This window comes from Micromonospora cabrerizensis (assembly GCF_022230955.1).
Lineage (GTDB): Bacteria > Actinomycetota > Actinomycetes > Mycobacteriales > Micromonosporaceae > Micromonospora > Micromonospora cabrerizensis.
The window spans coordinates 1-26,424 of the sequence record NZ_JAKKFI010000109.1 but is presented as its reverse complement, the minus strand read 5'-3'; the positions used below and the strand labels follow the sequence as shown (position 1 = coordinate 26,424).

Genomic DNA, 26,424 nt, shown 5'->3' with positions numbered 1-26,424 from the left:
TCGCCGGGGCCTTCCATGCTGTCGGGGTGCTTGACCGGTGGCACCCATCCACGATAGAACCATGTGGTTATAAAACCAGGAGGTTATACGTGGTGGGCTCCGAACTGCTGGACGCGACCTTCGCGGCGCTGGCCGACCCGACCCGGCGGGCCATCCTCGCCCGGCTCGCGACCGGGGAGGCGACCGTGACGGAGCTGGCAGCGCCCTTCGCGATGAGCCAGCCGGCCATCTCCAAGCACCTCAAGGTGCTGGAACGCGCTGGCCTCGTCAGCCGGGGGCGCGACGCCCAGCGCCGACCCTGCCGACTGGAGGCCCGCCCGCTGCGGGAGGCGACGGCCTGGCTCGCCGACTACCGCGACTACTGGGCGGAGAGCTATCAGCGCCTCGACGCGCTACTCGACGAACTCCAGGCCGTCGACCAGACCGACGCCGACCGCCGACGCTCCCCGTCGGACGGGTCACGCGGATGAGCGGCCTCGACGACCCGCTCGTCGTCCACACCCCGGGCGATCGGGAGATCGTGTTGAGCCGGCTGTTCGAGGCACCGGCGCGGCTGGTGTTCGCCGCGTTCACCCGACCCGAGCTGCTGGTCCGGTGGTACGGCGCGCGCGGCTGGAGCCTGGTGGAGTGCGACGTCGACCTGCGGGTCGGCGGCCGGTGGCGGTTCGTGTCGCAGGGCCCCGAGGGCGCACGGATGGTCCAGGCTGGGGTCTACCGGCAGATCGAGCCACCGCATCGGCTGGTCTGCACCGAGCTGTTCGACGACCAGTCCTACCCGGGCGAGACGCTGGTCGGCCACGAGTTCACCGAACTGGCCGGCCGGACGACGGTCACCACCACGCTGCTCTACGCCACCGTGGAGGGGCGGGACACCGTGCTGCGATACCCGATGACCCGAGGGGTCGGGCAGAGCTACACGCGGCTCGCCGACCTGCTGCGTTCCACAACGACCATACGAGGAGAGCAACCGTGAACTGGACGCTGGAAGTGGTGATCGTGCCGGTCACCGACCTGGACCGGGCCAAGAAGTTCTACGCCGAGCAGCTCGGTTTCGTGGTGGACCACGACACCGTGATCGGCGACGAGACGCGCATCATCCAGCTGACCCCGCCCGGCTCCGGCTGCTCGATCGTGATCGGCAAGGGCGCCGTCCCGGACATGCCGCCAGGCTCTCTCAAGGGTCTGCAGCTGGTGGTGCCCGACATCGAGCGGGCCCACGCCCAGCTGGTCGAACGTGGTGTGGAGGTCAGCGACGTCCAGGTGCTGGGCGCCAGCCCGACCCCCACGCCACACCCGTTGGACAATGTCGGCTTCGTCTTCTTCACCGACCCGGACGGCAACGCCTGGGCCGTCCAGCAGATCTCCAGCCGCGCCTGACCGGGCAGAACTCAGAGGCGGCGGGGGCCGGTGTCCGGGCGGGCGACCACGCCGCCGACGCGTACCTGGGCGTGCAGGACCGAGATGCCGTCCGGGCGGGCGAGCACCGGGTTGAGGGTCAGTGACCGCACCCGGGGCTGCTCGTCGGCGAGCTGACCGACCCGCAACAGCAGGTCGGCCAGGGCCACCCGGTCGACCGGCGCGGCGCCCCGGTGCCCCCGCAGCAACGGCGCCGCCCGAGGCTCGTCGACCAGCTCGGCCGCGTCCCGGTCGGTCAGCGGCACCGCCCGCCAGGCCCGGTCGCCCAGCAGCTCGGTGGCGACCCCGCCGAGGCCGAAGCCGACCACCGGCCCGAAGGCCGGGTCCTCCACCAACTCCACCACGCAGGCCACACCGGGCGGCACCATCGGCTGGACCAGCGCGTCCGCGCCGAAGGTCGCCGCCAACTCGGCGTACGCACGGCGCAGGGCCGGCTCGTCGGGCAGGTCGAGCCGCACCGCGCCGAGGTCGACCCGGTGCCGCAACCCGGGGGCGGCAGCCTTGAGCGCCACCGGGAACCCCAGCCGTGTCGCCGCGTCGACCGCCGCGTCGACCGAGTCGACGGGCACCGAGGCGACCACGTCGATGCCGTACGCGGCCAGCAACGCCCCCGGGTCGGTGCCGTCGGCGCGGAGCGCGGCCTGCGCGGCGGCCCGGTCGACGCCGGGCAGCTCGGGTGCCGTCCCGGGTGGGCGGCGTAGCCACTCGGCGTACCGGTGCACCCGGGCGAGCGCCCGAACCGCCTCCTCCACGCCCCCGTACGCGGGCACTCCCGACGGCAGCCGGCCGACGAGGAACGTCGCCACGGTCGGCTTACCCAGTGCGAGCGCGGCCGGCAGCGCGGCGGTCACGTCGGCGTCCACATCGGTCAGCTGGCCGGGCAGCGGCGGGGCGAAGACCACCACCAGGGCGTCCACCCCCTCGTCGCCGGCCGTCTGGGCGAGAGCGGCGGCGAACTCGGCGGCACCGGCGCTGGGCCCGACGTCGCGCGGATAACCGTCGGCCACCGTGAGGCCGTGCCCGGCGCACGCGGTGGCGGCCAGGCCGGTCAGGGCCGAGGAGTTGCCGACCACACCGACCCGGCCGCCGACCGGCAGCGGCTGGTTGGCCAGCAGCACACCCACGTCGAGCAGCTCCGGCACGGTGTCCACCCGGATCACCCCGGACTGGGCGAAGAGCGCGGCCACCGCCACCTCGTCCGGCCCTGCGGTGTCACCGACCCCGACCGGGCGAGCCGGCGAGGCGAGCGCGACCACCGGTTTGGCACGGCCGATCCGCCGGGCCAACCGGGCGAACTTGCGCGGGTTACCGAAGGTCTCCAGGTACAACATGATCACGTCGGTGCCCGGGTCGTCCTGCCAGTACTGGAGGAGGTCGTTTCCGGAGACGTCGGCCCGGTTGCCGGCCGAGACGAAGCTGGACAGCCCCAGACCACGCCGGTCCGCCTCGGCGAGCAGCGCCACCCCGAACGCGCCGGACTGGCTGAAGATGCCCACCCGACCGGCCGGCGGGAGGGCCGGGGCGAGGGTGGCGTTGAGGCGTACCGTCGGGTCGGTGTTGGCCACGCCCAGGCAGTTCGGGCCGACAACCCGCATCCCGGCGGCGTGCGCCGCGCGGACCAGCGCCCGCTGCGTGGCCGCGCCCTCGGCGCCGGCCTCGGCGAAGCCGGCCGAGATGACCACCAGGCCGTGCACCCCCGCCGCGGCGGCGTCGGCGACCACCGCGGTCGCCGCGTCCGGCGGGACCGCGACCACCGCCAGGTCCACCGGGGTTCCGGCCTCGACCGCCGAGGTGTACGCGGGCAGCCCGGCCACTGTCGACGCGCTCGGGTGCACCGGCACCAGCACACCGGTGAAACCGCCGTCGCGCAGGTGCCCGAGCACCGCGGCGCCGACGCCCTGACCGGTGGCGCTGGCGCCGTAGACGGCGATGCCTCGTGGAGCCAGCAGTCGGGCGATGGAACGGGCCTCGGTGCGGTGCTCCCGGCCGCGCTGCACCTCCAGCGTGGCCTCGGTGGGCGCGATCGGGAAGCTCAGGTGCACCACACCGTCGGCGTACTCGCGCTGGACCTGGTAGCCGAAGTCGGCGAAGACGCGCAGCATCGTCCCGTTGGCCGGCAACACCTCGGCGACGAAGCTCATGATCTCGTTGCGCCGGGCCGCGTCGGCCAGGTGCTCCATGAGCACCGAGCCGATGCCCCGGCCCTGGTAGGCGTCCTCCACGACGAAGGCAACCTCCGCCTCCGGTGCCTGCGGGCCGAGCCGCTCGTAACGGCCGACCGCGACGATCCGGTCGCCGGCCAGCACCACGAACGCCTCCCGGTCGCGGTGGTCGACGGTCACGAACCGGATGAGATCCCGTTCCGGGATGCGCGGGTACGGCGAAAAATACCGAAGGTAGCGGGTGCGCTCGGAGAACCGGCTGTGCATCGCCACGATGCCCGGCGCGTCGGCCGGGTCGATCGGTCGCAACTGGACGGTGCTGCCGTCGCTGAGCAGCACGTCCACCGGCTGGCTCACGGTCGTCACCGGCGTGGCCCTCCCCTGGCCCGGCTCAGTCCCGGGGATCGTACGGATCGAGGCCGAGCAACGGGAAGACCGTCTTGCGGGTGGCCGCGATCGCCCGGTCCACCGCGTTGGGCTCGCCGGTGGGCTGCCACGGCTCGTACGACGGGTCGACGTCGTCGGTCATCCGTAGCGGCACCTCCCGACCCAGACGACGGGCGGCGACCAGGTCCCGCCAGGCGAGCGGAGTGAGCGTGGCCGGGTCGATCGGGTCGCCGGTGGCCACGGCCAGCAGGTGACTCCAGGCCCGGGGCACCACCTCGACCAGCGCGTACCCGCCGCCACCGGTGGCCACCCACCGACCGTCGCACAGCTCGTCGGCGAGTGCCCGCATCGCCAGGTAGGTGGCCCGCTGGCCGTCCACCGTCAGGTTGAGGTCGGCGAGCGGGTCCAGTCGGTGCCCGTCGGCTCCGCACTGGGTGACCAGCACCTGCGGCCGGAACGCGCGCAGCACCGACGGCACGATGGCGTGGAAGGCCCGCTGCCAGGCACTGTCGTCGACGCCCGGCGGCAGCGGCATGTTGACCGCGCTGCCCTGCGCGCCCGGCCCACCCGTCTCGTCCGGGAAGCCCGTGCCCGGGAAGAGCGCCAGCGGGGTCTCGTGCAGGCTGATCGTGAGCACCCGGGGGTCGTCCCAGAAGATCTGCTGCACCCCGTCGCCGTGGTGCACGTCGACATCCACGTACGCGACCCGCTCGGCACCGAGGTCGAGCAGTCGGGCGATGGCCACCGCGGGGTCGTTGTAGACGCAGAAGCCGGAGGCCCGGGCGGGCATCGCGTGGTGCAGGCCACCGGCGACGTTCACCGCCCGACGGGCGTCACCGCGCCAGACCGCCTCGGCGGCAGCCACCGTCGCGCCGGCGATCAGTGCGCTGGACTCGTGCATCCCCTCGAAGACCGGGTTGTCCGACGTGCCCAGCCCGTACCCGGCGAAGAGCGGGTCGCGCGGCGCGGCACGCACGGCGGCCAGGTAGGCCGGGTCGTGCACCCGGGTGAGCGTGGCGTCGTCGGCGGGCTCCGGCTTGACGATGCGCACCCCGGGGCGATCCAGGACGCCCAGCTCACGGGCGAGCGCGATGGTCAACTCCACCCGGACCGGGTCGAGCGGATGGTCGCCCATGTCGTAGGCGAGCAGCGACTCGTCCCACACCACCACCGTGTCGTCGGACATGAGCCCATCGTCGCACGAGGACCGCCACCGGCCCACCGCACGCGCTGGTCAGCGCTCGGAAGTCGACCCGGAGGCGACCGGCCGGGTCGGGTCGGCCACCCAGTTGCTCCACGATCCGACGTAGAGCGCGGCGTCCGTGCGACCGGCCAGGTGCAGCGCGAGCACCGCCTGCGCGGCGGTCACCCCGGAGCCGCAGTACGCCCCGACGGCCCGCGCCCCGGTGATCCCCGCGGCGGCGAACCGCTCGCCGAGCACAGCGGCGGCCGGGAAGCGCCCGTCCGGGCCGACGTACTCCCCGGCGGGCAGGTTCGCCGCTCCCGGCACGTGCCCGGCGACCGGGTCGATCGGCTCGACCTCGCCCCGGTAGCGGGGTGCCGCCCGTACGTCGAGCAGCACCGCGTCGTCCGCGGCGGCCAGCTCGGCGGCCTGCCCCGCGTCGAGCACCGGAAGATCACCGGGACGCGCCACGACATCGCCGGGGATCGGGGCGGGCGCGTCGGTGGAGACGGGCAGGCCGGCGGCGACCCAGGCCGGGAAGCCGCCGTGCAGCAGGCGCACCGGACGGTGCCCCGCCCAGCGCAACGTCCACCAGGCCCGGGCGGCGGCCAGGCCGTCGCCGCCGTCGTACACCACCACGGGGTGACCGGCGCGGACGCCGGCCGCCCGCAGCGCGGCCTGCAACGCGGCCGGGTCGGGCAGGGGGTGTCGGCCGCCGGCGCCGGGCGGCCCGCAGAGCGCGGTGTCCAGGTCGACGAAGACCGCGTCGGGCAGGTGACCGGCGAGGTAGTCGTCGTGGCCGGGCGGGCCGACGAGCCGCCACCGCACGTCGAGCAGGGTGGGCGGATCGGCGTCGTCGAGCTCGGCGGCGAGCCGGTCGGCCTCGACCAACGGCTCCTGGGTACCGGACATGGCGACCATCCAACACCATTCGCGGAGACGGCACGCGGTTCGGCGGCGGTCGCCGGCCTTCCCCGAGGTACCATCGTGCACCGGAGGGCCGCTGACCTTATGAAGTCTCACGACCTGGTCGACACGACCGAAATGTACCTGCGCACCATCCTCGAACTGGAAGAGGAGGGGGTGCCGCCGCTGCGTGCCCGGATTGCCGAACGACTGCAGCAGAGTGGCCCCACCGTGAGCCAGACCGTCGCCCGGATGGAGCGCGACGGCCTGCTCACCGTCGAGGGAGACCGGCACCTGACGCTCACCGCCCTGGGTCGCGGCAGCGCCGTGTCGGTGATGCGCAAGCACCGCCTCGCCGAGCTGCTGCTGGTCAACGTCATCGGGATGCCCTACGAGGAGGCCCACGAGGAGGCCTGCCGCTGGGAGCACGTGATGAGCGACGCGGTGGAGAAGCGGGTGTACGACCTGCTCAACCGGCCGACCCGCTCCCCGTACGGCAACCCGATCCCGGGTCTTCAGGAGCTGGGTTCACCGGCGGCGGAGACCACCGAGGCCGCCGAGGGCGAGCGCAACCTGGCCTTCCCCGGCCTCTCCGGGTCGGTCGTGGTGCGCCGGATCTGCGAGAGCGTGCAGAAGGACGCCGACGTGCTGCGTCAGTTGCACGCCGCCGGTGTCGACCCGGGCGCCACGGTGACCGTGGCCCAGGAGCGCGACGGCGTGTCGATCGACCGCTCCGGGGACCGGGTGCGGCTGCCCCGCGAGGTCGCCTCCCGGGTCTTCGTCGCCGCCAACTGAGTCGCCGCCAACTGGTCAACCGGGCACCCGGGCGTCACAACGCCCGGGTGTCCACCTTTTTCGCCAGCGCGGCCAGGTCGCCGGTCAGCTTCTCCGCCGCCGAGCGCTCGCCGCCACGGGCCGCGGTCCAGCTCACCGTGGCCAGCCGTCCGTCGGTGGCCAGCCAGCCGACCTCGGCGACCGGCCCGTGCCCGCTCGCCGCAGCGGTCGTCCGCCGGTACGCCTGCTGCCCCAGCCCGGTGACCTTCGCCGCCTTGTCGGGCACCACGTCCGCAGCGAAGGTGGCCTTGTCGATCGTGGTCTCGGACACACTGAGTGTCAGCTCCGGCAGCGTCTCGCTCCCGGCCCGCACCACACAGGTGTGCGTGTCGCCCTGTTCGCTGGCCGCCGCCACGTCGAAGCGCACCTTGACCAGTTGCTCGATCACCGTGAAGTCCAACAGCCGGCAGGCGCCACCCGAGGAGGCCGCCGCCACGTCCACGGAGATCGGCGCCGGCGGCGGCACCGCCACCGGCTCGGCCTCGGCAGAACAGCCGCTCACCAGCAGCCCCGCCACCCCGGCGACCACGATCCGCCCGCGCACGTTCCACCCTCTCGCCGACCGACGGCGGAAGGGGCCCGCCAGGTGTCCGTCGGACACCGTACGGGGTGTCGGTGTCGGGCGGAAGCCCTCGTTCTGCGCCTATTCAGAGGGTGGATCAGCCACGTACGGGCAGTGCCGGCAGCCGCGTCCACAGCACGTGCCGCGGCGGGCCAGGAAGCCGGCGCTGAGCACGAACAACCCGCTGTCCGGGTCGAGATAGCCGGCCTCGCCGGCGGCGAGCGCGGCGTCGTGCGCGGCGAGGATCCGCGCCCGGTCAGGGTGCTCCGGCGACAGCCGGGACGGGTGCGGCTCGGTGAGCGGCCGGTCGGCCAGGGGTCGTCGCTCTCCGCTCACCGAGGCAGTCTAGGGAAGCACCGGGAACTCGTCGCACAGCGCGTCGATCTTTCAACCCCGGTAGTCGTCCTGGTGGTTGCCACCCTGCGGGGACGCGCCGTACGAGCCCGGAAACCCGCCCACCGGCCCGATGCGCAGTACCGCGGTCGGGGCGTCGGTCATGCTCCCGCCGGCCGGCGCCACCAGCTGGGTCGTCGAGGGAAGCCCCTCCTCCGCCACCGCGTCCCGTGTGTTCCTCAGGCGCATCACCACCAGTGCGAGCGCGCCAACGCCCGCGGCGACCAGCAAGCCGCCCAGGAGGAGGAACGGCATCGAACTGCTTCCCTCGTCGCTGGCGGCCTTGAGGGTGGGCAACACCGCCTCGGGGGTGTCCTCGCCCACGTCCACGGCGGCGAGAGGGCTCGCCTCCACTGCGGGCGACGCCGACGTCCTGGTGGGCGCCGCCACCGCCGAGAGGATCAGTGCCACGGTCGCGACGTCACCGGCGGCGCCTCGTACGGTCGCGCGAGTGGTGCCGTAGCCGTCCATGGACGCGCGGACGGTGATGGGGCCCTCGGCGATCGTCCTGCCGTCGCTCGACGTGATCGAGAACTGGCCGCTGCGGTTGCTGGTCGTCCGGTATTCGTGCCCGGCGCTGTCCTGGATGGTCAGGTTCACACCGCCGACTGCCTTTCCGCTGGCGTCGCGGACCCGGCCGGAGACACTCTTCACCCCGGCCGCCGGCTTGGCCCCGCCGGACGGCGACGTACCCGGGCCGTGGACGTAGACCGTCCTGTGGTCGTAGCTGTTCTGCCCGGCAAGCCGAACGGCGACCGAGATGTTGAGGCCGGTGATCTCCCCCGCGCGAGCCGTGGGGGCGACGAGCGTCGTGTCGAAGGTCTGGCTCCGGCCGGGTCCGAGGTGCGGCTCCGCCCGGCATCCGGAGGTGCATCGCAGGCCGCCGCCGACCACCACGATGGCCGTTTCGGCCCTGCTGCCGTTGTTGGTGACGCTGAAGCGCACGCGTACCGTCTCGTTCGGCTTCACGTTCTCCGCTGACACGCTGAGGATGCGGACGGGCTGCGGAGCGGCCGTCGCGGGTGCCGCCGACACCGCGAGCGTCCCCCCGATCAGCGTGACCAGTGCGGCCGCTCGAGCCCATCGGACACATAAGCCCGTCGTCACTGTCAACCACCTTCTGCAGGAGCAGGCAACACCGGTCGATGGCACCGCGGGCCACTATGCCCTGTCCGGGACGGGGTGCGCGACCCACCGCCGACGGCTGGCCGGAAGGCACAACCGTGCCGAAAACAGGGTTTGGACGGGTTGAGTCTCCAGCGGGGGGAGACAGCAGGGTGGGGACATGAACGGGAAAACGCGGTACACGATCGGCGACCTGGCCCGACGGACGGGCCTGGGCGTCAAGACCATCCGGTACTACGCCGACCGGGGAATCGTGCCGCCCACCGACCGGAGCCCCGCCGGCTACCGCCTCTTCGACACCGAGGCCGTCGCCCGGCTGGAGCTGGTCCGCACCCTGCGCGACCTGGGCGTGGACCTGGCCACCATCCGCCGCGTGGTGAACCGCGAGGTGTCCCTGCCCGAGGTGACCGCCGCGCACGCCGAGGCGTTGGCGGTGCAGATCCGGGTGCTGCGGCTGCGCCAGGCGGTGCTCACCGTGGCGGCGAGGCGCGGGGCGGGCCCGGCGGAGGTGGACGACCTGCACCGCCTGGCCCAGCTCAGTACCCGCGAACGGGGGCACCTCGTCGACGACTTCCTGAACACCGTCTTCGCCGGCCCGGGCGACGAGCCCACCCCGCCCGGCGTCGTCGTGTCGATGACACCGAGCCTGCCCGACGAGCCCACCACCGAGCAGGTCGAAGCATGGCTGGAGCTGGCCGAGCTGTGCCAGGACGACAGCTTCCGGGCAAGCATGCACCGGTTGGTGCGGCAGCACGCCGCCGACCACGACGTACGGGGGCTGCCCCGCCCGGACGCCGTCGCGGTGGTCCGGGACGCGGTGGCCCCTGCCCTGGCGGCCGGTCTCGATCCGGCGGCTCCCGAGGCGGATGCCGTGGTCGCGGTGGTCATCGACCGGTACGCGCGCCTGCGGGGCCGCCCCGACGACGCCGACCTGCGCCAGCGGCTGCTCGACCGACTCACCGTGGCGAACGATCCCCGCCGGGACCGCTACGTCGACCTGCTGTCGGTGCTCAACGGCTGGTCGACCGGGGACGCCGTCGCCCCGGCGACGAACTGGTTCCTCCAGGCCCTACGCGCCCGGATGCCCGAAGGGGCCCGCTGAGCCGACCCGCGGCGTCACCCGAACCAGGTCATCGCCTGACCGTGGCCCCGGGTCCAGGCCAACGGCCTGCCGTCCAGCGCGAGGATGTTGTGCAGGGCATCGTCCGGCGGGTCGGGCAGCCCGTCGTACCGCAGCACCTCCGGGGCCTCGTTCGCGATCCAGTGACCGGGCAGCTCACGGACCAGCCGGACGAACTCGTCCCGTCGCGGCGGCGGCACCTGGTAGAGAACGGACGTGTGGAAGACCACCAGCGTCGCGTCGGCCGGCGCACGGGCGGCCAGCGCCGGCAGGTCCTCCACCAGATCGCCACGGAGCAGCAGCGGCGGGTCGGCCGCGGCGACCGCCGCCGCCGCGCGCAGCCGGGCCCGCCGGTGCGCGTGCTCCGGCCAGATCAGCGCGTCCAACCAGGACACGTCGCCGGGGTCGGTCACGTCGAGCGGGTTGAGGTCCAGGCCGGCCCGCCACACCACCTGGGGTACGCGGGTCGGCGGCACCAACCCGTTGGCCGCGCACTCCAGCACTGGCTCGCCGGCACCTGCCTGGTGCTCGCCGTAGCGGTACGCGTACCGGTCGGGGTAGAGGCAGAGCCCGGCGGACGCGCCGACCTCCAGCAGGGCGAGGGGCTGCGGCAGCGCGGCGAGCACCGGCAGCAGGACCGCACACCGGCCGCTCTCGTTCGTCTGGGTGGCCCGGGTCAGCAGCTCCGTCCTGACGGCGGGCCAGTGCGTCACCGTGAAGTCGTGGAAGGCGGCCGGGTCGTCGACCGGGCCGCCGAGCCAGCGGACGACGCCGAACAGCAGGTTCGGCTGTCGTTTGCCGGGCGGGAGCGCGCCGAGCAGGGCCAGCAGGGCGTCGTCCCGGGCGACGGCCGCCGACAGACGTTCGTAGGTGGGCGACACCCCGCGCGCCTCGCGCCTGCCGAACTCCGCGTACGCCTCGGCGGTCGTCATGCCCTCATCGTCGCAGCCCATCCCTCGGATATTCAGCCCCCACAGCCGTGCGCTGACTCACTCGCCTTCTAGAGTGCTGCGGCGGCCGGACCGTTGAGCAGCAGCTCAGCCGGCTGACAGAAGCAACGGGGAGGTACGTGTCGTGCGGGGTGACGGTGTCCGGGTACTGATCGTCGGCGCAGGTGTGGCCGGGCTGGCGACGGCGGCCGCGCTGCGGACGTGGGGCGCGACGGTCGACGTGGTCGAGCGGGCACCCGGGCCGACCGACTCCGGCACCGGCATCTACCTCACCGGCAACGCGACCCGCATACTCGACGTCCTCGGTCTGCGCGAGCCGGTCGCCGACGTGGCCGTCGAGATCACCCGGCAGCGCAGCACGAGCCAGCGCGGCCGTCGCCTCTTCGACATCGACGTGGCCGCACTGTGGCAGGGCGTCGGGCCGTGTGTGTCGCTGCCCCGGGCGCACCTGCACCGGGCTCTGCTCGCTGGCGTCCGCGACGCGCCGATCCGCTGGGGCCGCCGGCCGGTCGCCGTTGCCGAGGAGGGCAACCTGGTCGCCGTCGAGTTCGACGACGCCAGCACCCAACGGTACGACCTCGTGATCGGCGCGGACGGCGTGAACTCGACGGTCCGCCGGCTCGCCTTCGACGGTCAGGCTGCCCGCGACCTGGGCCAGTACGCGTACCGCTGGGTCGCTCCCCGGGTGGACGCCGAGCCGGTCTGGTCGGTGCAGTTGGGGCGCGGGAGGCAGTTCCTGACGATCCCGATCAGCGCCGAGCAGACCTACTGCTACTACAACGACGGGCCGGTGGCCGACCGGCCGGGTTGGCGCGACGAGGTGGCCGCGACGTTCACCGAGCCGGCCGCCACCATGCTCAAGGCCCTCGACCACGACGACAGCACCCTGCACTCCGGCCCGAACCAGGAGGTCGTGCTCGACTCGTGGGCCCGCGGGCGGGTGCTCCTGATCGGCGACGCCGCCCACGCCACCTCGCCGAACATGGCCCAGGGCGCGGCGATGGCCCTGGAGGACGCGGTCGTGCTCGCGTCGTCGTTGGCCGCGGCCGGGTCCGTCGCCGAGGCGTTGCGTGGGTACGAGGCGCGGCGACGTCCGCGTACCGACTGGGTGCTCGGCCAGACCCACCGTCGGGACAAGGCCACCGGGCTCCCGCCGGTGCTGCGCGACGTGGTGATGCGCCGCCTCGGCCAGCAGATGTTCCGGTCGAACTACGGGCCGCTGTTCGCCCAACCCTGACGCTGCTCCCAGCGCGTGATCACCTCGGGTTTGGTGAAGTCGGGGTGTCCGGGCGAGGTTGATGCCCCGGTTTCCTGCGACGCGAGTCGATCACCGGGCGGAACGCCGCGAGCGCGGCAGGTGATCCCTGCCGCGCCCGCGGGTCTCGCGTTTCGCGTACGTCAGCTGCAGCCGCTGGTGGAGCCGCAGCCCTCGCAGACGTAGCAGCTGCCGGCCGGGCGCATCTTCGTACCGCAGGTGAAGCAGAGCGGCGCGTCGGCGGCCTTGCCGATCACGGCCTCCAGCAACTCGGTGCTGGAACCCACGCTCGGCGCCGGCTTGGCGGCGGCCACGTCGGCCATCTCCTGGGCCGGCTGTGCGACGGCCTCCGACCTGGCCGGGGTCTCCACCGGCGCCGAGGACGCCATCGCGGTGAGCTCGGCACCGGTGACGCCGGCGGCCTCCGCGTCGGCCTCGGCCCGCAGCTGGGCGGCCCGCTCGGAAGCGGTGAAGATGCCCAGCTCGGCGCGGCGCTCGTAGGGCAGGAAGTCCAGCGCCAGGCGACGGAAGATGTAGTCCATCACCGAGGCCGCCATCCGCACGTCCGGGTCGTCGGTCATGCCGGCCGGCTCGAAGCGCATGTTGGTGAACTTGCTGACGAACGTCTCCAGCGGCACGCCGTACTGGAGGCCGATGCTGATGGCCACCGAGAAGGCGTCCATCACCCCGGCCAGGGTCGAGCCCTGCTTGGACATCTTGAGGAAGACCTCGCCGAGGCCGTCGTCCGGGTAGGACGACGCGGTGAGGTAGCCCTCGGCGCCACCGACGGAGAAGCTGACCGTCTCGGACGGGCGCTTCTTCGGCAGGCGCTTACGCACCGGGCGGTACTCGATGACCTTCTCCACCGCGACCGGCGCGGCCTCGACGGCGGCCGGCTCGGTGACCTTGTTGGACTTCGCCACCGAGAGCGGCTGACCGACCTTGCAGTTGTCCCGGTAGATCGCCAGCGCCTTGAGGCCGAGCTTCCAGCCCTCGAAGTAGATCTTCTCGACGTCCTCGACGGTGGCCGCCTCCGGCATATTGACCGTCTTGGAGATCGCGCCGGAGACGAACGGCTGGATGGCCGCCATCATCCGCACGTGACCCATCGGGGCGATCGTCCGCTCCCCCATGGCGCAGTCGAAGACCGGGTAGTGCTCCGGCTTGAGGCCCGGGGCGTCCACCACGTGGCCGTGGTCGGCGATGTGCTCGACGATCGCCTCGACCTGCTCCTCGGGGTAGCCGAGGCTGCGCAGGGCGCGCGGCACCGTCTGGTTGACGATCTGCATCGAGCCGCCGCCGACCAGCTTCTTGAACTTGACCAGCGCCAGGTCCGGCTCCACGCCGGTCGTGTCGCAGTCCATCATGAAGCCGATCGTGCCGGTCGGGGCGAGGACGCTCGCCTGGGCGTTGCGCCAGCCGAACTTGTCGCCGATCTTGTTGCCCTGGGTCCACTGCTTGGTCGCCTCGCGGACGATCGCGGTGGCCACCGGACTGGTCGGCTTGATCTCGTCGTTGGCGGCGGCGTGCTTGCGCATGACCCGCTTGTGCGGCTCCGCGTTGCGGGCGTAGCCGTCGTACGGACCGACGACGCCGGCCAGCTCGGCGGAGCGGCGGTAGGCGGTGCCGGTCATCAGCGACGTGATCGACGCGGCGACCGAGCGGCCCTGGTCCGAGTCGTACGGCAGGCCGGTGGCCATCAGCAGTGCGCCGAGGTTGGCGTAGCCGATGCCGAGCTGCCGGTAGGCGCGGGAGGTCTCGCCGATCTTCTCGGTCGGGAAGTCCGCGAAGCAGATCGAGATGTCCATCGCGGTGATGACGAACTCGACGGACTTGACGAACTTCTCCACCTCGAAGCCACCGTCGGCGCGGAGGAACTTCATCAGGTTGAGCGAGGCCAGGTTGCACGAGGAGTTGTCCAGGTGCAGGTACTCCGAGCACGGGTTCGACGCGGTGATCCGCCCGGTCTCCGGGCAGGTGTGCCAGTCGTTGATCGTGTCGTCGTACTGCAGGCCCGGGTCGGCGCACTCCCAGGCGGCCTGGGAGATGGTGCGGAACAGCTTCTTGGCGTCGACGGTGTCGATCACCGAGCCGTCCAGCCGGCCGCGCAGGTCGAAGCCGCCGCCGTTCTCCACCGCCGACATGAACTCGTCGGAGACCCGGACGGAGTTGTTGGCGTTCTGGTACTGCACGCTGACGATGTCGGAGCCACCGAGGTCCATGTCGAACCCGGCGTCGCGCAGGGCGCGGATCTTGTGCTCCTCGCGCGCCTTCGTGACCACGAACTCCTCGACGTCGGGGTGGTCCACGTCGATGATGACCATCTTGGCCGCCCGGCGGGTCGCGCCGCCGGACTTGATGGTGCCGGCGGAGGCGTCCGCGCCACGCATGAAGCTGACCGGGCCCGAGGCGGTGCCGCCGGAGGAGAGCAGCTCACGCGACGAGCGGATCCGCGACAGGTTGACCCCGGAGCCGGAGCCGCCCTTGAAGATCAGCCCCTCCTCCTTGTACCAGTCGAGGATCGAGTCCATCGAGTCGTCCACGGCCAGGATGAAACAGGCGCTGACCTGCTGCGGCGACGGCGTGCCGACGTTGAACCAGACCGGCGAGTTGAAGCTGAACACCTGGTTCAGCAGCATCCAGGTCAGCTCGTGGTCGAAGATCTCGGCGTCGGCCGGGCTGGCGAAGTAGCCGTACTCCTCACCCGCGGTGCGGTAGGTGGTGACCACCCGGTCGATCAACTGCTTGAGCGACCACTCCCGCTCCGGGGTCCCCACCGCGCCCCGGAAGTACTTGGTGGTCACGATGTTGGCCGCGTTGACGCTCCACGACTGCGGGAACTCGACCCCCCGCTGCTCGAAGTTGATCGAGCCGTCCCGCCAGTTCGTCATCACGACGTCGCGGCGCTCCCAGGTGACCTCGTCGTACGGGTGGACCCCCTCGGTCGTCCACACCCGCTCGATCTTCAGCCCCGCGCCTGCCTTGTTTCGTGAACGGCTAGTTGTCACGCCGTCGCCCCCCTCGTCTGCGCGGTTCACCCACCGCGCGTCCCAATCTTGTGAAAACTGTGAAGATTCAGCTGGTACGGCCGGCGGCCTCAACCGCGTCGGCCCTGCCCTGCCCCCGGGCGCGCGCCGCGGCCCGCAACGTCTCGATCTCGCGCTCGAAGTCGGCGAGTGAGTCGAAGGAGCGGTAGACGCTGGCGAACCGCAGGTAGGCGATCTCGTCCAGGTCCCGCAGTGGGCCCAGGATCGCCAGGCCCACGTCGTGGCTGGGGATCTCGGCGGCCCCCTTGGCCCGGACGGTCTCCTCCACCCGCTGCGCGAGCAGCGCGAGTGAGTCGTCGTCCACCGGCCGGCCCTGGCACGCCTTGCGCACCCCGCCGATGATCTTCGTGCGGCTGAACGGCTCGGTCACCCCGCTGCGCTTGACGACCGCGAGGACCGCCTCCTCGACGGTGGTGAACCGCTTGCCGCATTCCGGGCAGGACCGCCGCCGGCGGATGAGCTGGCCGTCGTCGGCCTCCCGCGAGTCGACCACCCGGGAGTCAGCGTGCCGGCAGTACGGACACCGCATCGCCCACCTCCTAAAAATGATCAACTGCGCTCACACCGGACGCTCCCGGACACGAGTCACCGCGACGGTGCCACCCTCGGATGGCGCCCGCCGTGATCGACGTTACGGGAGTGCGGTCGGTAGTCGGACCCAACCTGTGGGCAACTTACGCCCGTGTCACTACTACATCTAGGGGTTGACCGTATGTCGCCGGGGAAGCCGGGTCAAGTTGGCTGGCGTGTCCGGCGCGTCACGGACCATCCGGTCATCCGCGACCACCGGCGCGCCCGAAGACCCAACGCGGAGGCTCCGCCCGGGTTACCGGCCGGCGGGCCAGAGTGACCCGGAAAACGGCCGACGATCGAACACCAGTACTACCTGACGTACCATTTATCAGAACATCCGTACGAGCGGAGCGCTTTTTCACCCCGACACGCCGGTGAGAGGTCGTACAGATGTTTGAAAATGACCGATCTCACCTATACGGTCATGAACAACGTGGCACCACCGCACGCACCACGAGCCGACGAGGCACCCAGCGCCGACCAGGGAGGACGGACGTGACCGAGGACCGGGCCAGCCGGCCGAAGAGCCCGCAGCAGATCACCGAGGCGGGCCCGCCGGCCACCCGACGCCGCAGCGCCGCGCGCAGCCGGACGGGTCAGCCCGCCGTGCGCCCGGTTACGCCGGTGGTCAGCGCCTTTCCCGACCCGGCGACGATCGACCTGACCGCTCGCCAGCGTCGCATCCTGGAGTTCATCCGCAACTGGGTCGAGCGGCACGGCTACCCGCCGAGCGTCCGCGAGATCGGCGAGGCCGTCGGCCTGGTGTCGCCGTCCAGCGTCGCCTACCAGCTCAAGGAGCTGGAGAAGAAGGGCTTCCTGCGCCGCGACCCCAACCGGCCGCGCGCGGTGGACGTCCGTGCCCCCAGCGAGGCCATCGACGACGAGCTGTCCCGGGCCCAGCGGCCGACCCCGGCGTACGTGCCGATGCTCGGTCGGATCGCCGCCGGTGGGCCGATCCTCGCCGAGCAGGCCGTGGAGGACATCTTCCCGCTCCCGCGCGAGCTGGTGGGCGAGGGCGAAGTCTTCATGCTCCAGGTCAAGGGCGACTCGATGCTCGACGCGGCGATCTGCGACGGCGACTGGGTCGTCGTCCGGCAGCAGCCGACCGCCGACTCCGGCGAGATCGTGGCCGCCATGCTCGACGGCGAGGCGACCGTGAAGACCTACCGACGGCGCGACGGGCACGTCTGGCTGATGCCGCAGAACCCGGCCTTCGACCCGATCCCCGGTGACGACGCCACCATCATGGGCCGGGTCGTGGCGGTGCTGCGCCGAATCTGACCGGCTGGCGGGTGGGTGCCGACGACCGGCGCCCACTCGCGACCGATGTTCAGGGGCGCGTCAGCGCAGCAACACCCATCAGTAGCGGTCGCCCCGATAGCCGCGACCGCCCCCGGGATGCTGCCCGTACGGATCGACCGGCGGGTCTTCGTCACGTCGGCGGCCGGGCCGCTGGCCTCGATGGTCGGGCTCCTGCCCACCGCGCCGAGGTGGCTCCGCACGACCGGAGCCAGGCTGGCCGCCACCATCGCCGTACACACCGCTGCCAGGGCGACCGCCCCCGCCCTGTGGGCGACCACCAGCACCCTGCGGACGACCGCCGCCAGCACCCTGGGGGCGTCCGCCGCCACCGGCTGGGGGACGACCACTGCCACCTGCCGGGGGGCGTCCGCCGCCACCTGCCGGAGGGCGACCGCCACCACTGGCCGGGGGGCGACCCCCGCCACCTGCCGGAGGGCGACCGCCACCGGCCGGGGGACGACCGCCGCCGTACACGCCGCTGCCGCCGTCCGGCCGTGGCGCACCGTAGCCACCGTCGGCGACGGCCGGGCGACCTCCGCCGTACACGGCACCGCCCGCTGGGGCGGGGCCGCCGCGACCTGCGGCACCGCCGTAGACCGCGCCACCCGCCGGTGCGCCGCCACCGTAGACACCGCTCTTCCGGTCGTCGGGCGTTGCGGGCCCGCCAGCGGCCCGGCCGCCGCGTCGGCCCAACGGCTCACCATCCGGGTCCGACGAGTCGGGCCGGTCGGCGGCCGGCGGCCGGCGGCGGGCCCGGACGATGCCGATGATCCCGGCGCCGACCAGCACCAGACCGATCAACCCGACGGCACCGACCAGATAGGTGATGTCGTCGAGGCTCAGCCCGTCGGTCCAGGACTTCGCCGCGGCCGGCTTGGCACCACCGGCCGCCGCGAGTGGCACCGCCGTCGAGCTGGACGGTGTGTAGCTGAGGATGTCGAGGGGCTCGTCCTCGGCGAAGCGGGCCGCGTCGGAGACGGTCAGGAACGACTTCCCGTCCGGCGTGTAGCTGATGGCCTCACCGAACGGGTCCGCCAGCGCCGTCACCCGGGGCTTGCCGGTGGTGAGCGCGCCGACGATGTCGCCGCCGCTCACGTCGTACTCGAAAGCGTCCGCATAGGTGCGCAGGACCACCCGGGAACCGTCGGGCGACCGGGCCGCGCCGGTGATGGCGATCCGACCGAACGTGTTGAGCGGGTTTTCCGTCTGCGTCTTGGGCAGCTCGATCTCGCCGGCCCTGCTCATCGGCACCGGGTCGGTGTCCCCGCTCTTGAGGGCCCCCGTCGGGGTGTAGATCTCGGCCTTGCCGCTGGTCACCTTCGTGATGATCAGCGGCTTACCGTCGTCGCCGATGAGCAACGCCTCGGCGTCGCGCGCCTTGGCCTCCGGGTACGCGAGCCGGTGCAGCGTCGGCTGCTTGGCGCCGGTGACCGGCATCGACCAGAGGGCGATGCGGGTGCGGCGCTCCTTCGAGTCGGCGTTGTCACCGATGTCGGCGATCCAGAGGGTGCTGCCGTCCTTGGAGAGCGCGAGATCCTCGGTGTCCAACGGGCCCTGCCCGGAGTAACGGACCGGCTCCTTCGAGATCTTGCACTTGCTGTCGAGGAAGAAGACCCGCTTGCGCGCCGGGATCTCGGTGCCGTCGTTGATGACGATGTAGCCGCTCTTGGTCGCGACCAGCCCGGACAGCTCCCGCAGGCGCTCGTCGACGACCGTGCAGCGCTTCTGGCCGGGGGCGGCAGCGGGCAGCGCCGACGACACGGGCGCGGGAGCCGCCGCGGCGACTCCGCCGAGCGCCACGGTTGCCCCGAGCAGGCCGAGGGCAACCGTGACCGAGGAAACAACGCGGCGCATTCGGCCAGTGTCGCATGCCACGCGTTTCAGGTGGATGACGCCGTGGCCGCTCAGGACCGGCTGCCGGCCGCCTGCCCCTGCCGTGCGACGTCGAACGGCGCCAGCTCCGCAGCCAGCTCCGCACTGACGCGGACGTGCAGCAGGGTGCCCTCCGGTAGGTGCGACGTGCTGAGCACCTCCCCGGTGCGGTGCACCCGGGACACCAGGTCACCCCGGTCGTACGGCAGGACCGCCCGAACCTCGACGGCCGGCTGCGGCAGCCGGTCCTCGATTGCCGAGCGCAGATCCTCTATGCCCAGGCCAGAGTGCGCCGACACGAAGATCGCGTCCGGCCAGAGCCGCTTGAGCCGCAGCAGGGTTTCCTCGTCGGCCGCGTCGGTCTTGTTGACCACCAGCAGCTCCGGGAGCCGATCCGCACTCACCTCGGCGAGCACCTCGTGCACCGCTCGGACCTGCTCCTCCGGATCCGGGTGGGTGCCGTCGACGACGTGCACCACCAGATCCGCCTCCGCGACCTCCTCCAGCGTCGAGCGGAACGCCTCGACGATCTGGTGCGGGAGGTGCCGGACGAAGCCGACCGTGTCGGAGAGGGTGTAGACCCGCCCGTCCGCGGCGGTGGTCTTACGGGTGGTCGGGTCCAGTGTCGCGAACAGCGCGTTCTCCACCAGCACGCCCGCGTCCGTCAGACGGTTGAGCAGGCTGGACTTGCCGGCGTTGGTGTAGCCCGCGATGGCCACGGCGGGGATGGAGTTGCGGGTGCGTCGGGCACGCTTGGTGACGCGTACCGTCCGCATGTTCTTGATCTCGCGGCGCAGCCGGGAGATGCGGTGACGGATCCGCCGCCGGTCGGTCTCCAGCTTGGTCTCACCGGGACCACGCACACCCACACCGCCGCCGGCGCCGCCGCCCCGGCCGGAACCACCGGTCTGCCGGGAGAGCGTCTCACCCCAACCGCGCAGTCGGGGCAGCAGGTATTGGAGCTGGGCCAGCTCGACCTGCGCCTTACCTTCCTTGCTCTTGGCGTGCTGGGCGAAGATGTCGAGGATCAGCGCCGTCCGGTCGACAACCTTGACCTTGGTGCGCTGCTCCAGGTTGCGCAGCTGCGACGGCGACAGCTCACCGTCACAGATGACAGTGTCGGCGCCGCTGGAGAGCACCACCGCGCCGAGGTCCTCGACCTTGCCGCGGCCGATGTACGTCGCCGGGTCGGGTCGGGTGCGGCGCTGGATGAGCCCTTCGAGCACCTGCGAACCGGCCGTCTCGGCCAGCGCGGCAAGCTCGGTGAGCGAATTTTCCGCGTCGGCGATCGTGCCCTCGGTCCAGACGCCCACCAGGACGACCCGCTCCAGCCGCAGCTGGCGGTATTCCACCTCGGTGACGTCGGTGAGCTCGGTTGACAGGCCCGGGACGCGTCGGAGGGACTGCCGCTCCGACAGCTCCATCTCGCCGGTGGTGACGTCGTCGAGCTCGTCCTCGACGGGGACGAAGCTCTCCTGGTCTCGCAAGCGGTTCTCCTGTCCGTTTTGATAAGTAGAACGTAATCCTGACATGAGACAACGCCGAACGCACCTGCTATATGCCCATGCTGAAAGTCGCCAAAAGTGGGGGCGAATGCTGGTCGGACTCGACAACCCGGTAGAAATGCGGGCGGCGGCCGACTGGCCGCACAGCCGTGACGGAGGGATCCCGTGGCCATCACCCGACTGCCGAGCGCCGGATTTTCGATCACCATCCGGATCGCCGTAACCGCGGACGCCTCCTCGATCGGCCGGCTCACCACCTCCGTCGGCGAGGCCGGGGCGATCGTCACGGCGCTGGACGTGGTGGACTCGGACCCGACCCACGTGATCGTCGACCTGACCTGCGACACCGCCGACGCCGGCCACGCCGACCAGGTGGTCGACGCGCTGACCGCGCTGGACGGCGTGGATGTCCGCAAGGTGTCGGACCGGACGTTCCTCCTGCACCTGGGCGGCAAGATCGAGGTCACCTCGAAGGTCGCTCTGCGCAACCGTGACGAGCTGTCCAGGGCGTACACCCCGGGGGTGGCCCGGGTCTGCATGGCGATCGCCGAGAACCCGGCGGACGCGCGGCGGCTCACCATCAAGCGCAACACCGTCGCGGTGGTCAGCGACGGCTCGGCGGTGCTCGGCCTGGGCAACCTGGGCCCGGCCGCGTCGCTGCCGGTGATGGAGGGCAAGGCTGCACTGTTCAAGCGCTTCGGCGGGGTGGACGCCTGGCCGGTGGTGCTGGACACCCAGGACACCGACGAGATCGTGCAGATCGTCAAGGCCATCGCGCCGGCGTACGGCGGCATCAACCTGGAGGACATCGCCGCGCCGCGCTGCTTCGAGATCGAGGCCCGGCTGCGTGAGGCGCTGGACATCCCGGTGTTCCACGACGACCAGCACGGCACCGCGATCTGCGTGCTGGCCGCGCTGACCAACGCGCTGCGGGTGGTCGGCAAGCAGCTTGGCGACGTCCGCGTGGTCGTCTCGGGCGCCGGCGCGGCCGGCACCGCGATCATGAAGCTGCTGCTGCGCCAGGGCGTCGGCGACATCATCGCGTACGACCGGCAGGGCGCCCTGCACCGTGGGCTGACCGGGCTCAACTCGGCGTGGCAGTGGCTGGCGGACAACACCAACAAGGAGAACTACTCGGGCGACCTGCCGGGTGCGATCCGGGGTGCCGACGTCTTCATCGGCGTGAGCGCGCCGAACCTGCTCACCGGCGACGACATCGCCCAGATGGCCAAGGACTCGATCGTCTTCGCGCTCGCCAACCCGGACCCGGAGGTCGACCCGCGGGAGGCGCGCAAGTACGCCGCCGTGGTCGCCACCGGCCGCTCGGACCAGCCGAACCAGATCAACAACGTGCTCGCCTTCCCCGGGGTGTTCCGCGGGATGCTCGACGCGCACGCCGAGGAGTTCACCGAGGAGATGGCCCTCGCAGCCGCCCGGGCCATCGCCGACGTCGTCGGTGAGGACAAGATCAACCCGACGGTGATCGTGCCGAGCGTCTTCGACTCCCGGGTCGCCCCGGCGGTCGCCGCCGCCGTCCGCGCCGCCGCGCACAACCCCAGCCCGCTGCCGGCCGCCGACCCCGGCCCGGCCGACCTCCCCGAGATCGCGGCCAACGCCAGCGCAACCCCGTAACGCACTCCCCACCCCCACCCCCACCCGCTTCGTTGATCATGAGGTTATAGCGGCGACACGCCGACGCGAGTGGCTATAACCTCATGATCAACGGGCGGCGGCCGGGCGGTGCGGGGTTGAGTGGGGGTTTGTTAGGCGGGGAGGTCTACGTCGCCGGTGGCTACCAGGACGGCTGGGCCGGACAGCCAGCAGGAGTCCGGCGTGACCGTCACCGTGAGGCGGCCGCCGGGCACGTCCACGGCGACCACTCCGGTGTCCCGGCCGGCGTCGCGCAGGGCCACCGCGCCCACCGCGCAGGCACCGGTGCCGCAGGACAACGTCTCCGCGCTGCCGCGCTCGTACACCCGCATCAGGCTGTGCGCGTCGGTGGCGTCCACCGGGTCGCCCGCCACGACGAACTCCACGTTCACCCCGCTCGGGAAGACCTCCGGGTCGAACCCGGGCGCGGTGGTCAGGTCCAGCGCGGACAGCTCCACGCCCGCCGGCAGCACACAGACCAGGTGCGGGTTACCGACGTCCACCACCGCACCGGTCAGGGTCAGCCCGCCGAGGGTGGCGGCGGAGCTGTCGTACACCTGGGGTCGGCGCATCTCGACGGACACGACGTCGCCCTCGACCAGCGCGCGCACGACGCCGGCCCGGGTGGCCACCGGCAACGCCGCGCCGGCGGGCGTCGCCAACCCGGTGTCGAGTAGGTAGCGCACGAAGACCCGCGCGCCGTTGCCGCACATCTCGGCGAACGAACCGTCGGCGTTCCAGTAGTCCATGAACCACTCGGCCTCGCCGGCCAGCCCGGCGCCGTCCGGGTGCTTGGCCGCGCGGACCACCCGCAGCACGCCGTCCGCGCCGATGCCCCGCCGCCGGTCGCAGAGCGCCGCGACCAGCTCCGGAGTCAGGTCGAGCTGACCATCCGGGTCGGGGAGGAGGACGAAGTCGTTGCCGGTGCCGTGGCCCTTGGTGAACTCCACGCCCCCATTATCGCGTCTCGGCCGGCACCACACGCAGGGCGGCCCCGATCAGGTCCGGAGTCGCCGAATCCAACCAGTGGACCCGCGGGTCACGCCGGAACCAGGACCGCTGCCGCCGGACGAAACGCCGGGTCGCCCGGACCGTCTCGTCGCGCGCCTGCTCCTCGGTCAGCTCACCGGCGAACATGCGCAGCACCTGCTGGTAGCCCAGCGCCCGGCTCGCCGTCCGCCCCCCGGGCAACCCCCGCCCGACCAGTTCGCGGGTCTCCGACACCAGGCCGTCGGCCCACATGCGGTCGACCCGCAGGGCGACCCGCTCGTCCAGCAGCCCGGTGTCCAGGTCGACGCCGACCTGCACCGACGGGTAGTACGGCGTCGGCTGCGGCAGCGAGGCGGTGAACGGCGCCCCGGTGAGCTCGATCACCTCCAGGGCCCGGACGATCCGCCGACCGTTGCCGGGCAGGATGCCCTCCGCGGCGACCGGGTCGGCGGCGCGCAGCCGCGCGTACAGCGGCGCGGGGCCGACCTCGGCCAACTCGCGTTCCAGCCGCTCCCGCAGCACCGCGTCGGTGCCGGGAAACTCGAAACGCTCCAGCACCGCCCGCACGTACAGCCCGGACCCACCGACCAGCAGCGGCACCCGCCCCCGGGACAGGATGTCGTCCACCGCCGCGCGGGCCAGCCGCTGGTACTCCGCGACGCTCGCCGGCTCGGTGACCTCCCAGATGTCCAGCAGGTGGTGCGGCACCCCGTCCCGTTCGGCGAGGGTCAACTTGGCGGTGCCGATGTCCATGCCCCGGTAGAGCTGCATCGAGTCGGCGTTGACCACCTCCCCGTCCAGGGCGTGCGCCAGCGCGATGCTCAGCGCCGACTTGCCCGCCGCGGTCGGGCCGACCACCGCGACGACCGTGCCCCCCGCCTCGCCGCTCACACCCGCTCCCAGGACGCCACGAAGTACGCGACACCGTAGGGGGCCGAGTCGTGCAGCAGCTCACCGCGCCACCCCCCGCCGGCTGCGCGTGCCGCGCCGGCGAGCACCTGCCAGGGCGCGCGGCCGGCGGCCTTCAGCTCCGTCGACACCACCGGGTCGAGGCCGAGCAGGACGTCCAGGTCCGCGTCCGCCAGCGCCGCGGCAACCCTCTGGTCGTACGGGAGGGCGCGCGGGTCGTCGTACCCGGGTGACTTCTCACCCCGGCAGGCCGACCCGTCCCCGAGCACCAGCAACGCCACCCGGTCACCCGCCGCGGCGACCTCGTCGGCGAGCGCGGCCAGCTCGGCAAGGCCCGCGTCGGCGGCCACCTGCACGGCGGACACGGGCGCGTTGTGGGCTGGCGCGGTGGGCGGTGGCGCGGTGTGGGCGGGCGGGGCGGTCAGCGCCGGTCGCGCGTCGTGCCGGGCCAGCAGCCACGCGCCGATGGTCAGGCTCAACGGCAGCACCGCGCCCCGGTCGGGCTGACCGGGAACCAGCGGCACATCCAGGTCGACACCCCAGGGTTGCAGGGAGCCCGTGGCCGGAGGGCGGATCGGGCCGGTCACCGGACCGGTGCCGAGCAGGACCACACGGTCCGGGTCGGCGGCCAGCAACCGGCGTACGACGGTGTCGCAGGCCGTGCGCAGGGCGTCCAGCTCGGGCGCCGCCGAGCCGGCCACGTCGGGCACGAGCAGGGGCGGATGGGGGCAGACAGCGGCGGCGACCAGTGGCACCCGTTCACCGTAGCGGGAATCCCCGGTGCGTCTCCGCGCCGATCCGGTCATTCGGCCCCTAGGACACCGTATGGTCACGGTCGGCGATAGGCGCTCGACGCGGACCGGGTAAGACCTGTGACAATGCCGGAAGCAACTTGGCTGCGCCGTGGCGGCGACGGGGGTTCGTTCCCTCGACGCCGGGAGAACGAGGATGGGCACATGAGCGACTGGACTGCCTTCGGACGGGTGGACGCGGACGGCACCGTGTACGTCAAGACCACCGAGGGTGAGCGGGTGGTCGGATCCTGGCAGGCGGGTGCGCCGGAGGAAGGTCTCGCACACTTCGCGCGCCGCTTCGCCGATCTGGTCACCGAGGTGGATCTGACCGAAGCGCGGCTCAAGTCGGGCGCGGCGGATGCCGGACACTCGCTGAGCACGATCCGGCGGATCCGCACCACGCTCCCCGAGGCCAACGTCGTCGGCGACATCGACGCCCTGGCCGCTCGCCTGGACAAGCTGGCGACCCTCGCCGAGGAGAAGGCCGGTGAGGCGCGCGCCGCCCGGGACGCCGCTCGCGGCGAGGCCCTGGCCCGCAAGACCGCGCTGGTCGAGGAGGCCGAGAAGCTCGCCGCCGAGTCCACCGGCTGGAAGACCGCCGGGGACCGGCTCAAGGAGATTCTCGACGAGTGGAAGACCATTCGTGGGGTCGACAAGAAGGCCGACGGTGAGCTGTGGAAGCGGTTCGCCGCCGCCCGGGACGGTTTCACCCGACGTCGCGGCGCCCACTTCGCCTCCCTGGACTCGCAGCGCAAGCAGGCGCAGACCGCCAAGGAGGAGCTGGTCGCCGAGGCGGAGAAGCTCCAGGAATCCACCGACTGGGCCGCCACCGCCAACCAGCTCAAGGACCTGATGACCCAGTGGAAGGCCGCGCCGCGCGCCTCCAAGGAGGCCGAGCAGAAGCTCTGGGAACGGTTCCGGGGTGCGCAGGACGCCTTCTTCAGCCGGCGCAGTGAGGTCTTCTCCGCTCGGGACAACGAGCAGCGCGGCAACCTGGAGCGCAAGCAGGCACTGCTCGCCGAGGCCGAGGCGCTGGACATCGACGCCGACCCGAAGGGCGCCCAGGCCAAGCTGCGGGAGATCCAGGCACAGTGGCACGAGGCCGGCCGGGTGCCCCGCGAGGCGGCTACCGGGCTGGAGCGCCGGCTGCGCGTCATCGACGACAAGGTCCGCGACGTGATGGACTCGGCGTGGCGCCGCACCACCAAGGAGGACAACCCGCTGCTCGCCCAGATGCGGGCACAGGTGGCCGAAGCCGAGGACCGGCTGGCGCGGGCCCAGAGCGCTGGGGACGCACGCCGGATCAAGGAAGCCGAGCAGGCGCTCACCGCAAAGCGGCAGTTCCTCCAGCTCGCCGAGCAGGCCGGCTGAACTGACCTCTTTCGGAGCCCCCAGTCCCTCGCAGGGACCGGGGGCTCCGGCATTTCCAAGACCCCAAGACCCCGCGCCCTCGCGCCCTCGCGCCCTACGCCCCGCGCCCCGCGCCCCG

General features: G+C 72.4%; 23 protein-coding genes. 9 read left to right on the top strand and 14 right to left on the bottom strand.

Annotated elements, in window-relative coordinates:
* The first annotated feature begins 92 nt into the window (after positions 1–92).
* The 3 genes from LADH09A_RS28550 to LADH09A_RS28540 are packed head-to-tail and all read left to right on the top strand — an operon-like array spanning position 93 to position 1,377.
* Positions 93–470, top strand: coding sequence for an ArsR/SmtB family transcription factor (locus LADH09A_RS28550; RefSeq protein WP_238648791.1), 378 nt, complete (start codon positions 93–95; stop codon positions 468–470).
* Positions 467–973, top strand: a complete 507-nt coding sequence (locus tag LADH09A_RS28545) for an SRPBCC family protein (protein WP_238648779.1) — start codon at positions 467–469, stop codon at positions 971–973. Before LADH09A_RS28550 ends, LADH09A_RS28545 begins: the two co-directional genes overlap by 4 nt.
* Entirely contained in the window at positions 970–1,377 is a 408-nt protein-coding gene (locus LADH09A_RS28540; protein ID WP_238648778.1) for a VOC family protein, read from the top strand. Before LADH09A_RS28545 ends, LADH09A_RS28540 begins: the two co-directional genes overlap by 4 nt.
* Positions 1,378–1,388: 11 nt before the next feature.
* On the opposite strand, the gene LADH09A_RS28535 is transcribed toward LADH09A_RS28540, so the two are convergent.
* From LADH09A_RS28535 to LADH09A_RS28525, 3 genes are read right to left on the bottom strand one after another with little or no spacing between them, the layout of a single operon-like run.
* Positions 1,389–3,944, bottom strand: coding sequence for a bifunctional acetate--CoA ligase family protein/GNAT family N-acetyltransferase (locus LADH09A_RS28535; protein ID WP_238648777.1), 2,556 nt, complete (start codon positions 3,942–3,944; stop codon positions 1,389–1,391).
* A 25-nt stretch (positions 3,945–3,969) separates the two neighbouring features.
* A complete protein-coding gene (locus tag LADH09A_RS28530) occupies positions 3,970–5,151 on the bottom strand; it encodes an acetoin utilization protein AcuC (protein ID WP_238648776.1) in 1,182 nt (393 codons plus the stop codon).
* 48 nt (positions 5,152–5,199) lie between these two features.
* Positions 5,200–6,060, bottom strand: a complete 861-nt coding sequence (locus LADH09A_RS28525; RefSeq protein WP_238648775.1) for a sulfurtransferase — start codon at positions 6,058–6,060, stop codon at positions 5,200–5,202.
* Between the two features lie 99 nt (positions 6,061–6,159).
* On the opposite strand from LADH09A_RS28525, the gene LADH09A_RS28520 reads away from it, so the two are divergent.
* Positions 6,160–6,849 (top strand): iron-dependent transcriptional repressor DtxR, encoded by a 690-nt coding sequence (locus LADH09A_RS28520; RefSeq protein ID WP_091400569.1) that lies wholly within the window; start codon positions 6,160–6,162, stop codon positions 6,847–6,849.
* 34 nt (positions 6,850–6,883) lie between these two features.
* Here the strand turns inward: LADH09A_RS28520 and LADH09A_RS28515 are convergent, their stop codons facing one another.
* The 3 genes from LADH09A_RS28515 to LADH09A_RS28505 form a co-directional block, all read right to left on the bottom strand.
* On the bottom strand, positions 6,884–7,432 hold the full coding sequence (locus tag LADH09A_RS28515; RefSeq protein WP_238648774.1) for a hypothetical protein: 549 nt from the start codon (positions 7,430–7,432) through the stop codon (positions 6,884–6,886).
* 99 nt (positions 7,433–7,531) lie between these two features.
* Positions 7,532–7,786 carry a DUF5522 domain-containing protein gene (locus LADH09A_RS28510; protein WP_238648773.1) on the bottom strand — a complete coding sequence of 85 codons (255 nt, stop codon included), beginning with the start codon at positions 7,784–7,786 and terminating at the stop codon, positions 7,532–7,534.
* A 51-nt stretch (positions 7,787–7,837) separates the two neighbouring features.
* Positions 7,838–8,950: a carboxypeptidase-like regulatory domain-containing protein gene (locus tag LADH09A_RS28505; protein WP_238648790.1), complete on the bottom strand. Its 1,113-nt coding sequence runs from the start codon at positions 8,948–8,950 to the stop codon at positions 7,838–7,840.
* A 178-nt stretch (positions 8,951–9,128) separates the two neighbouring features.
* Between LADH09A_RS28505 and LADH09A_RS28500 the strand changes: the two genes are divergently transcribed.
* Positions 9,129–10,070: a MerR family transcriptional regulator gene (locus LADH09A_RS28500; protein ID WP_238648772.1), complete on the top strand. Its 942-nt coding sequence runs from the start codon at positions 9,129–9,131 to the stop codon at positions 10,068–10,070.
* A 14-nt stretch (positions 10,071–10,084) separates the two neighbouring features.
* Here LADH09A_RS28500 and LADH09A_RS28495 read toward each other — a convergent pair whose 3' ends face one another.
* Positions 10,085–11,020 carry a DUF2332 domain-containing protein gene (locus LADH09A_RS28495; RefSeq protein ID WP_238648771.1) on the bottom strand — a complete coding sequence of 312 codons (936 nt, stop codon included), beginning with the start codon at positions 11,018–11,020 and terminating at the stop codon, positions 10,085–10,087.
* A 142-nt stretch (positions 11,021–11,162) separates the two neighbouring features.
* Here LADH09A_RS28495 and LADH09A_RS28490 point away from each other — a divergent pair, with 142 nt between their 5' ends.
* Entirely contained in the window at positions 11,163–12,275 is a 1,113-nt protein-coding gene (locus tag LADH09A_RS28490) for an FAD-dependent monooxygenase (RefSeq protein ID WP_238648770.1), read from the top strand.
* Between the two features lie 161 nt (positions 12,276–12,436).
* Here the strand turns inward: LADH09A_RS28490 and LADH09A_RS28485 are convergent, their stop codons facing one another.
* Entirely contained in the window at positions 12,437–15,331 is a 2,895-nt protein-coding gene (locus LADH09A_RS28485; RefSeq protein ID WP_238648769.1) for a vitamin B12-dependent ribonucleotide reductase, read from the bottom strand.
* Between the two features lie 37 nt (positions 15,332–15,368).
* A complete protein-coding gene (gene nrdR, locus LADH09A_RS28480) occupies positions 15,369–15,869 on the bottom strand; it encodes a transcriptional regulator NrdR (RefSeq protein ID WP_088946781.1) in 501 nt (166 codons plus the stop codon).
* 539 nt (positions 15,870–16,408) lie between these two features.
* Between nrdR and lexA the strand changes: the two genes are divergently transcribed.
* On the top strand, positions 16,409–17,194 hold the full coding sequence (lexA, locus tag LADH09A_RS28475; protein ID WP_238648768.1) for a transcriptional repressor LexA: 786 nt from the start codon (positions 16,409–16,411) through the stop codon (positions 17,192–17,194).
* Positions 17,195–17,272: 78 nt separating this feature from the next.
* Here the strand turns inward: lexA and LADH09A_RS28470 are convergent, their stop codons facing one another.
* Both LADH09A_RS28470 and hflX read right to left on the bottom strand, forming a co-directional pair.
* A complete protein-coding gene (locus LADH09A_RS28470; RefSeq protein WP_238648767.1) occupies positions 17,273–19,069 on the bottom strand; it encodes a hypothetical protein in 1,797 nt (598 codons plus the stop codon).
* A gap of 50 nt (positions 19,070–19,119) precedes the next feature.
* Entirely contained in the window at positions 19,120–20,574 is a 1,455-nt protein-coding gene (gene hflX, locus LADH09A_RS28465; protein ID WP_238648766.1) for a GTPase HflX, read from the bottom strand.
* A gap of 183 nt (positions 20,575–20,757) precedes the next feature.
* Here hflX and LADH09A_RS28460 point away from each other — a divergent pair, with 183 nt between their 5' ends.
* Positions 20,758–22,224 (top strand): NAD-dependent malic enzyme, encoded by a 1,467-nt coding sequence (locus LADH09A_RS28460; RefSeq protein WP_238648765.1) that lies wholly within the window; start codon positions 20,758–20,760, stop codon positions 22,222–22,224.
* Between the two features lie 131 nt (positions 22,225–22,355).
* Here LADH09A_RS28460 and dapF read toward each other — a convergent pair whose 3' ends face one another.
* From dapF to LADH09A_RS28445, 3 genes are read right to left on the bottom strand one after another with little or no spacing between them, the layout of a single operon-like run.
* Positions 22,356–23,192: a diaminopimelate epimerase gene (gene dapF / locus LADH09A_RS28455; protein WP_238648764.1), complete on the bottom strand. Its 837-nt coding sequence runs from the start codon at positions 23,190–23,192 to the stop codon at positions 22,356–22,358.
* 7 nt (positions 23,193–23,199) lie between these two features.
* Positions 23,200–24,123 carry a tRNA (adenosine(37)-N6)-dimethylallyltransferase MiaA gene (gene miaA, locus LADH09A_RS28450; protein WP_238648763.1) on the bottom strand — a complete coding sequence of 308 codons (924 nt, stop codon included), beginning with the start codon at positions 24,121–24,123 and terminating at the stop codon, positions 23,200–23,202.
* The gene (locus LADH09A_RS28445; protein WP_238648762.1) at positions 24,120–24,947 is read right to left on the bottom strand and encodes a class III extradiol ring-cleavage dioxygenase family protein; all 828 of its coding nucleotides are present in this window, start codon (positions 24,945–24,947) and stop codon (positions 24,120–24,122) included. The genes miaA and LADH09A_RS28445 overlap by 4 nt, the downstream gene beginning before the upstream one ends.
* Before the next feature lie 150 nt (positions 24,948–25,097).
* On the opposite strand from LADH09A_RS28445, the gene LADH09A_RS28440 reads away from it, so the two are divergent.
* A complete protein-coding gene (locus tag LADH09A_RS28440) occupies positions 25,098–26,306 on the top strand; it encodes a DUF349 domain-containing protein (RefSeq protein ID WP_238648761.1) in 1,209 nt (402 codons plus the stop codon).
* Positions 26,307–26,424: the final 118 nt, after the last annotated feature.

What these genes read in the sequence shown, in the direction of transcription:
- LADH09A_RS28440 (WP_238648761.1), top strand. Translation starts at nt 25,098, where the DNA reads ATGAGCGACTGGACTGCCTTCGGACGGGTGGACGCGGACGGCACCGTG.
- LADH09A_RS28500 (WP_238648772.1), top strand. Translation starts at nt 9,129, where the DNA reads ATGAACGGGAAAACGCGGTACACGATCGGCGACCTGGCCCGACGGACG.
- LADH09A_RS28525 (WP_238648775.1), bottom strand. Translation starts at nt 6,060, where the DNA reads ATGTCCGGTACCCAGGAGCCGTTGGTCGAGGCCGACCGGCTCGCCGCC.
- nrdR (WP_088946781.1), bottom strand. Translation starts at nt 15,869, where the DNA reads ATGCGGTGTCCGTACTGCCGGCACGCTGACTCCCGGGTGGTCGACTCG.
- LADH09A_RS28530 (WP_238648776.1), bottom strand. Translation starts at nt 5,151, where the DNA reads ATGTCCGACGACACGGTGGTGGTGTGGGACGAGTCGCTGCTCGCCTAC.
- LADH09A_RS28445 (WP_238648762.1), bottom strand. Translation starts at nt 24,947, where the DNA reads ATGACCGGATCGGCGCGGAGACGCACCGGGGATTCCCGCTACGGTGAA.
- LADH09A_RS28545 (WP_238648779.1), top strand. Translation starts at nt 467, where the DNA reads ATGAGCGGCCTCGACGACCCGCTCGTCGTCCACACCCCGGGCGATCGG.
- LADH09A_RS28520 (WP_091400569.1), top strand. Translation starts at nt 6,160, where the DNA reads ATGAAGTCTCACGACCTGGTCGACACGACCGAAATGTACCTGCGCACC.
- LADH09A_RS28470 (WP_238648767.1), bottom strand. Translation starts at nt 19,069, where the DNA reads ATGCGCCGCGTTGTTTCCTCGGTCACGGTTGCCCTCGGCCTGCTCGGG.
- LADH09A_RS28495 (WP_238648771.1), bottom strand. Translation starts at nt 11,020, where the DNA reads ATGACGACCGCCGAGGCGTACGCGGAGTTCGGCAGGCGCGAGGCGCGC.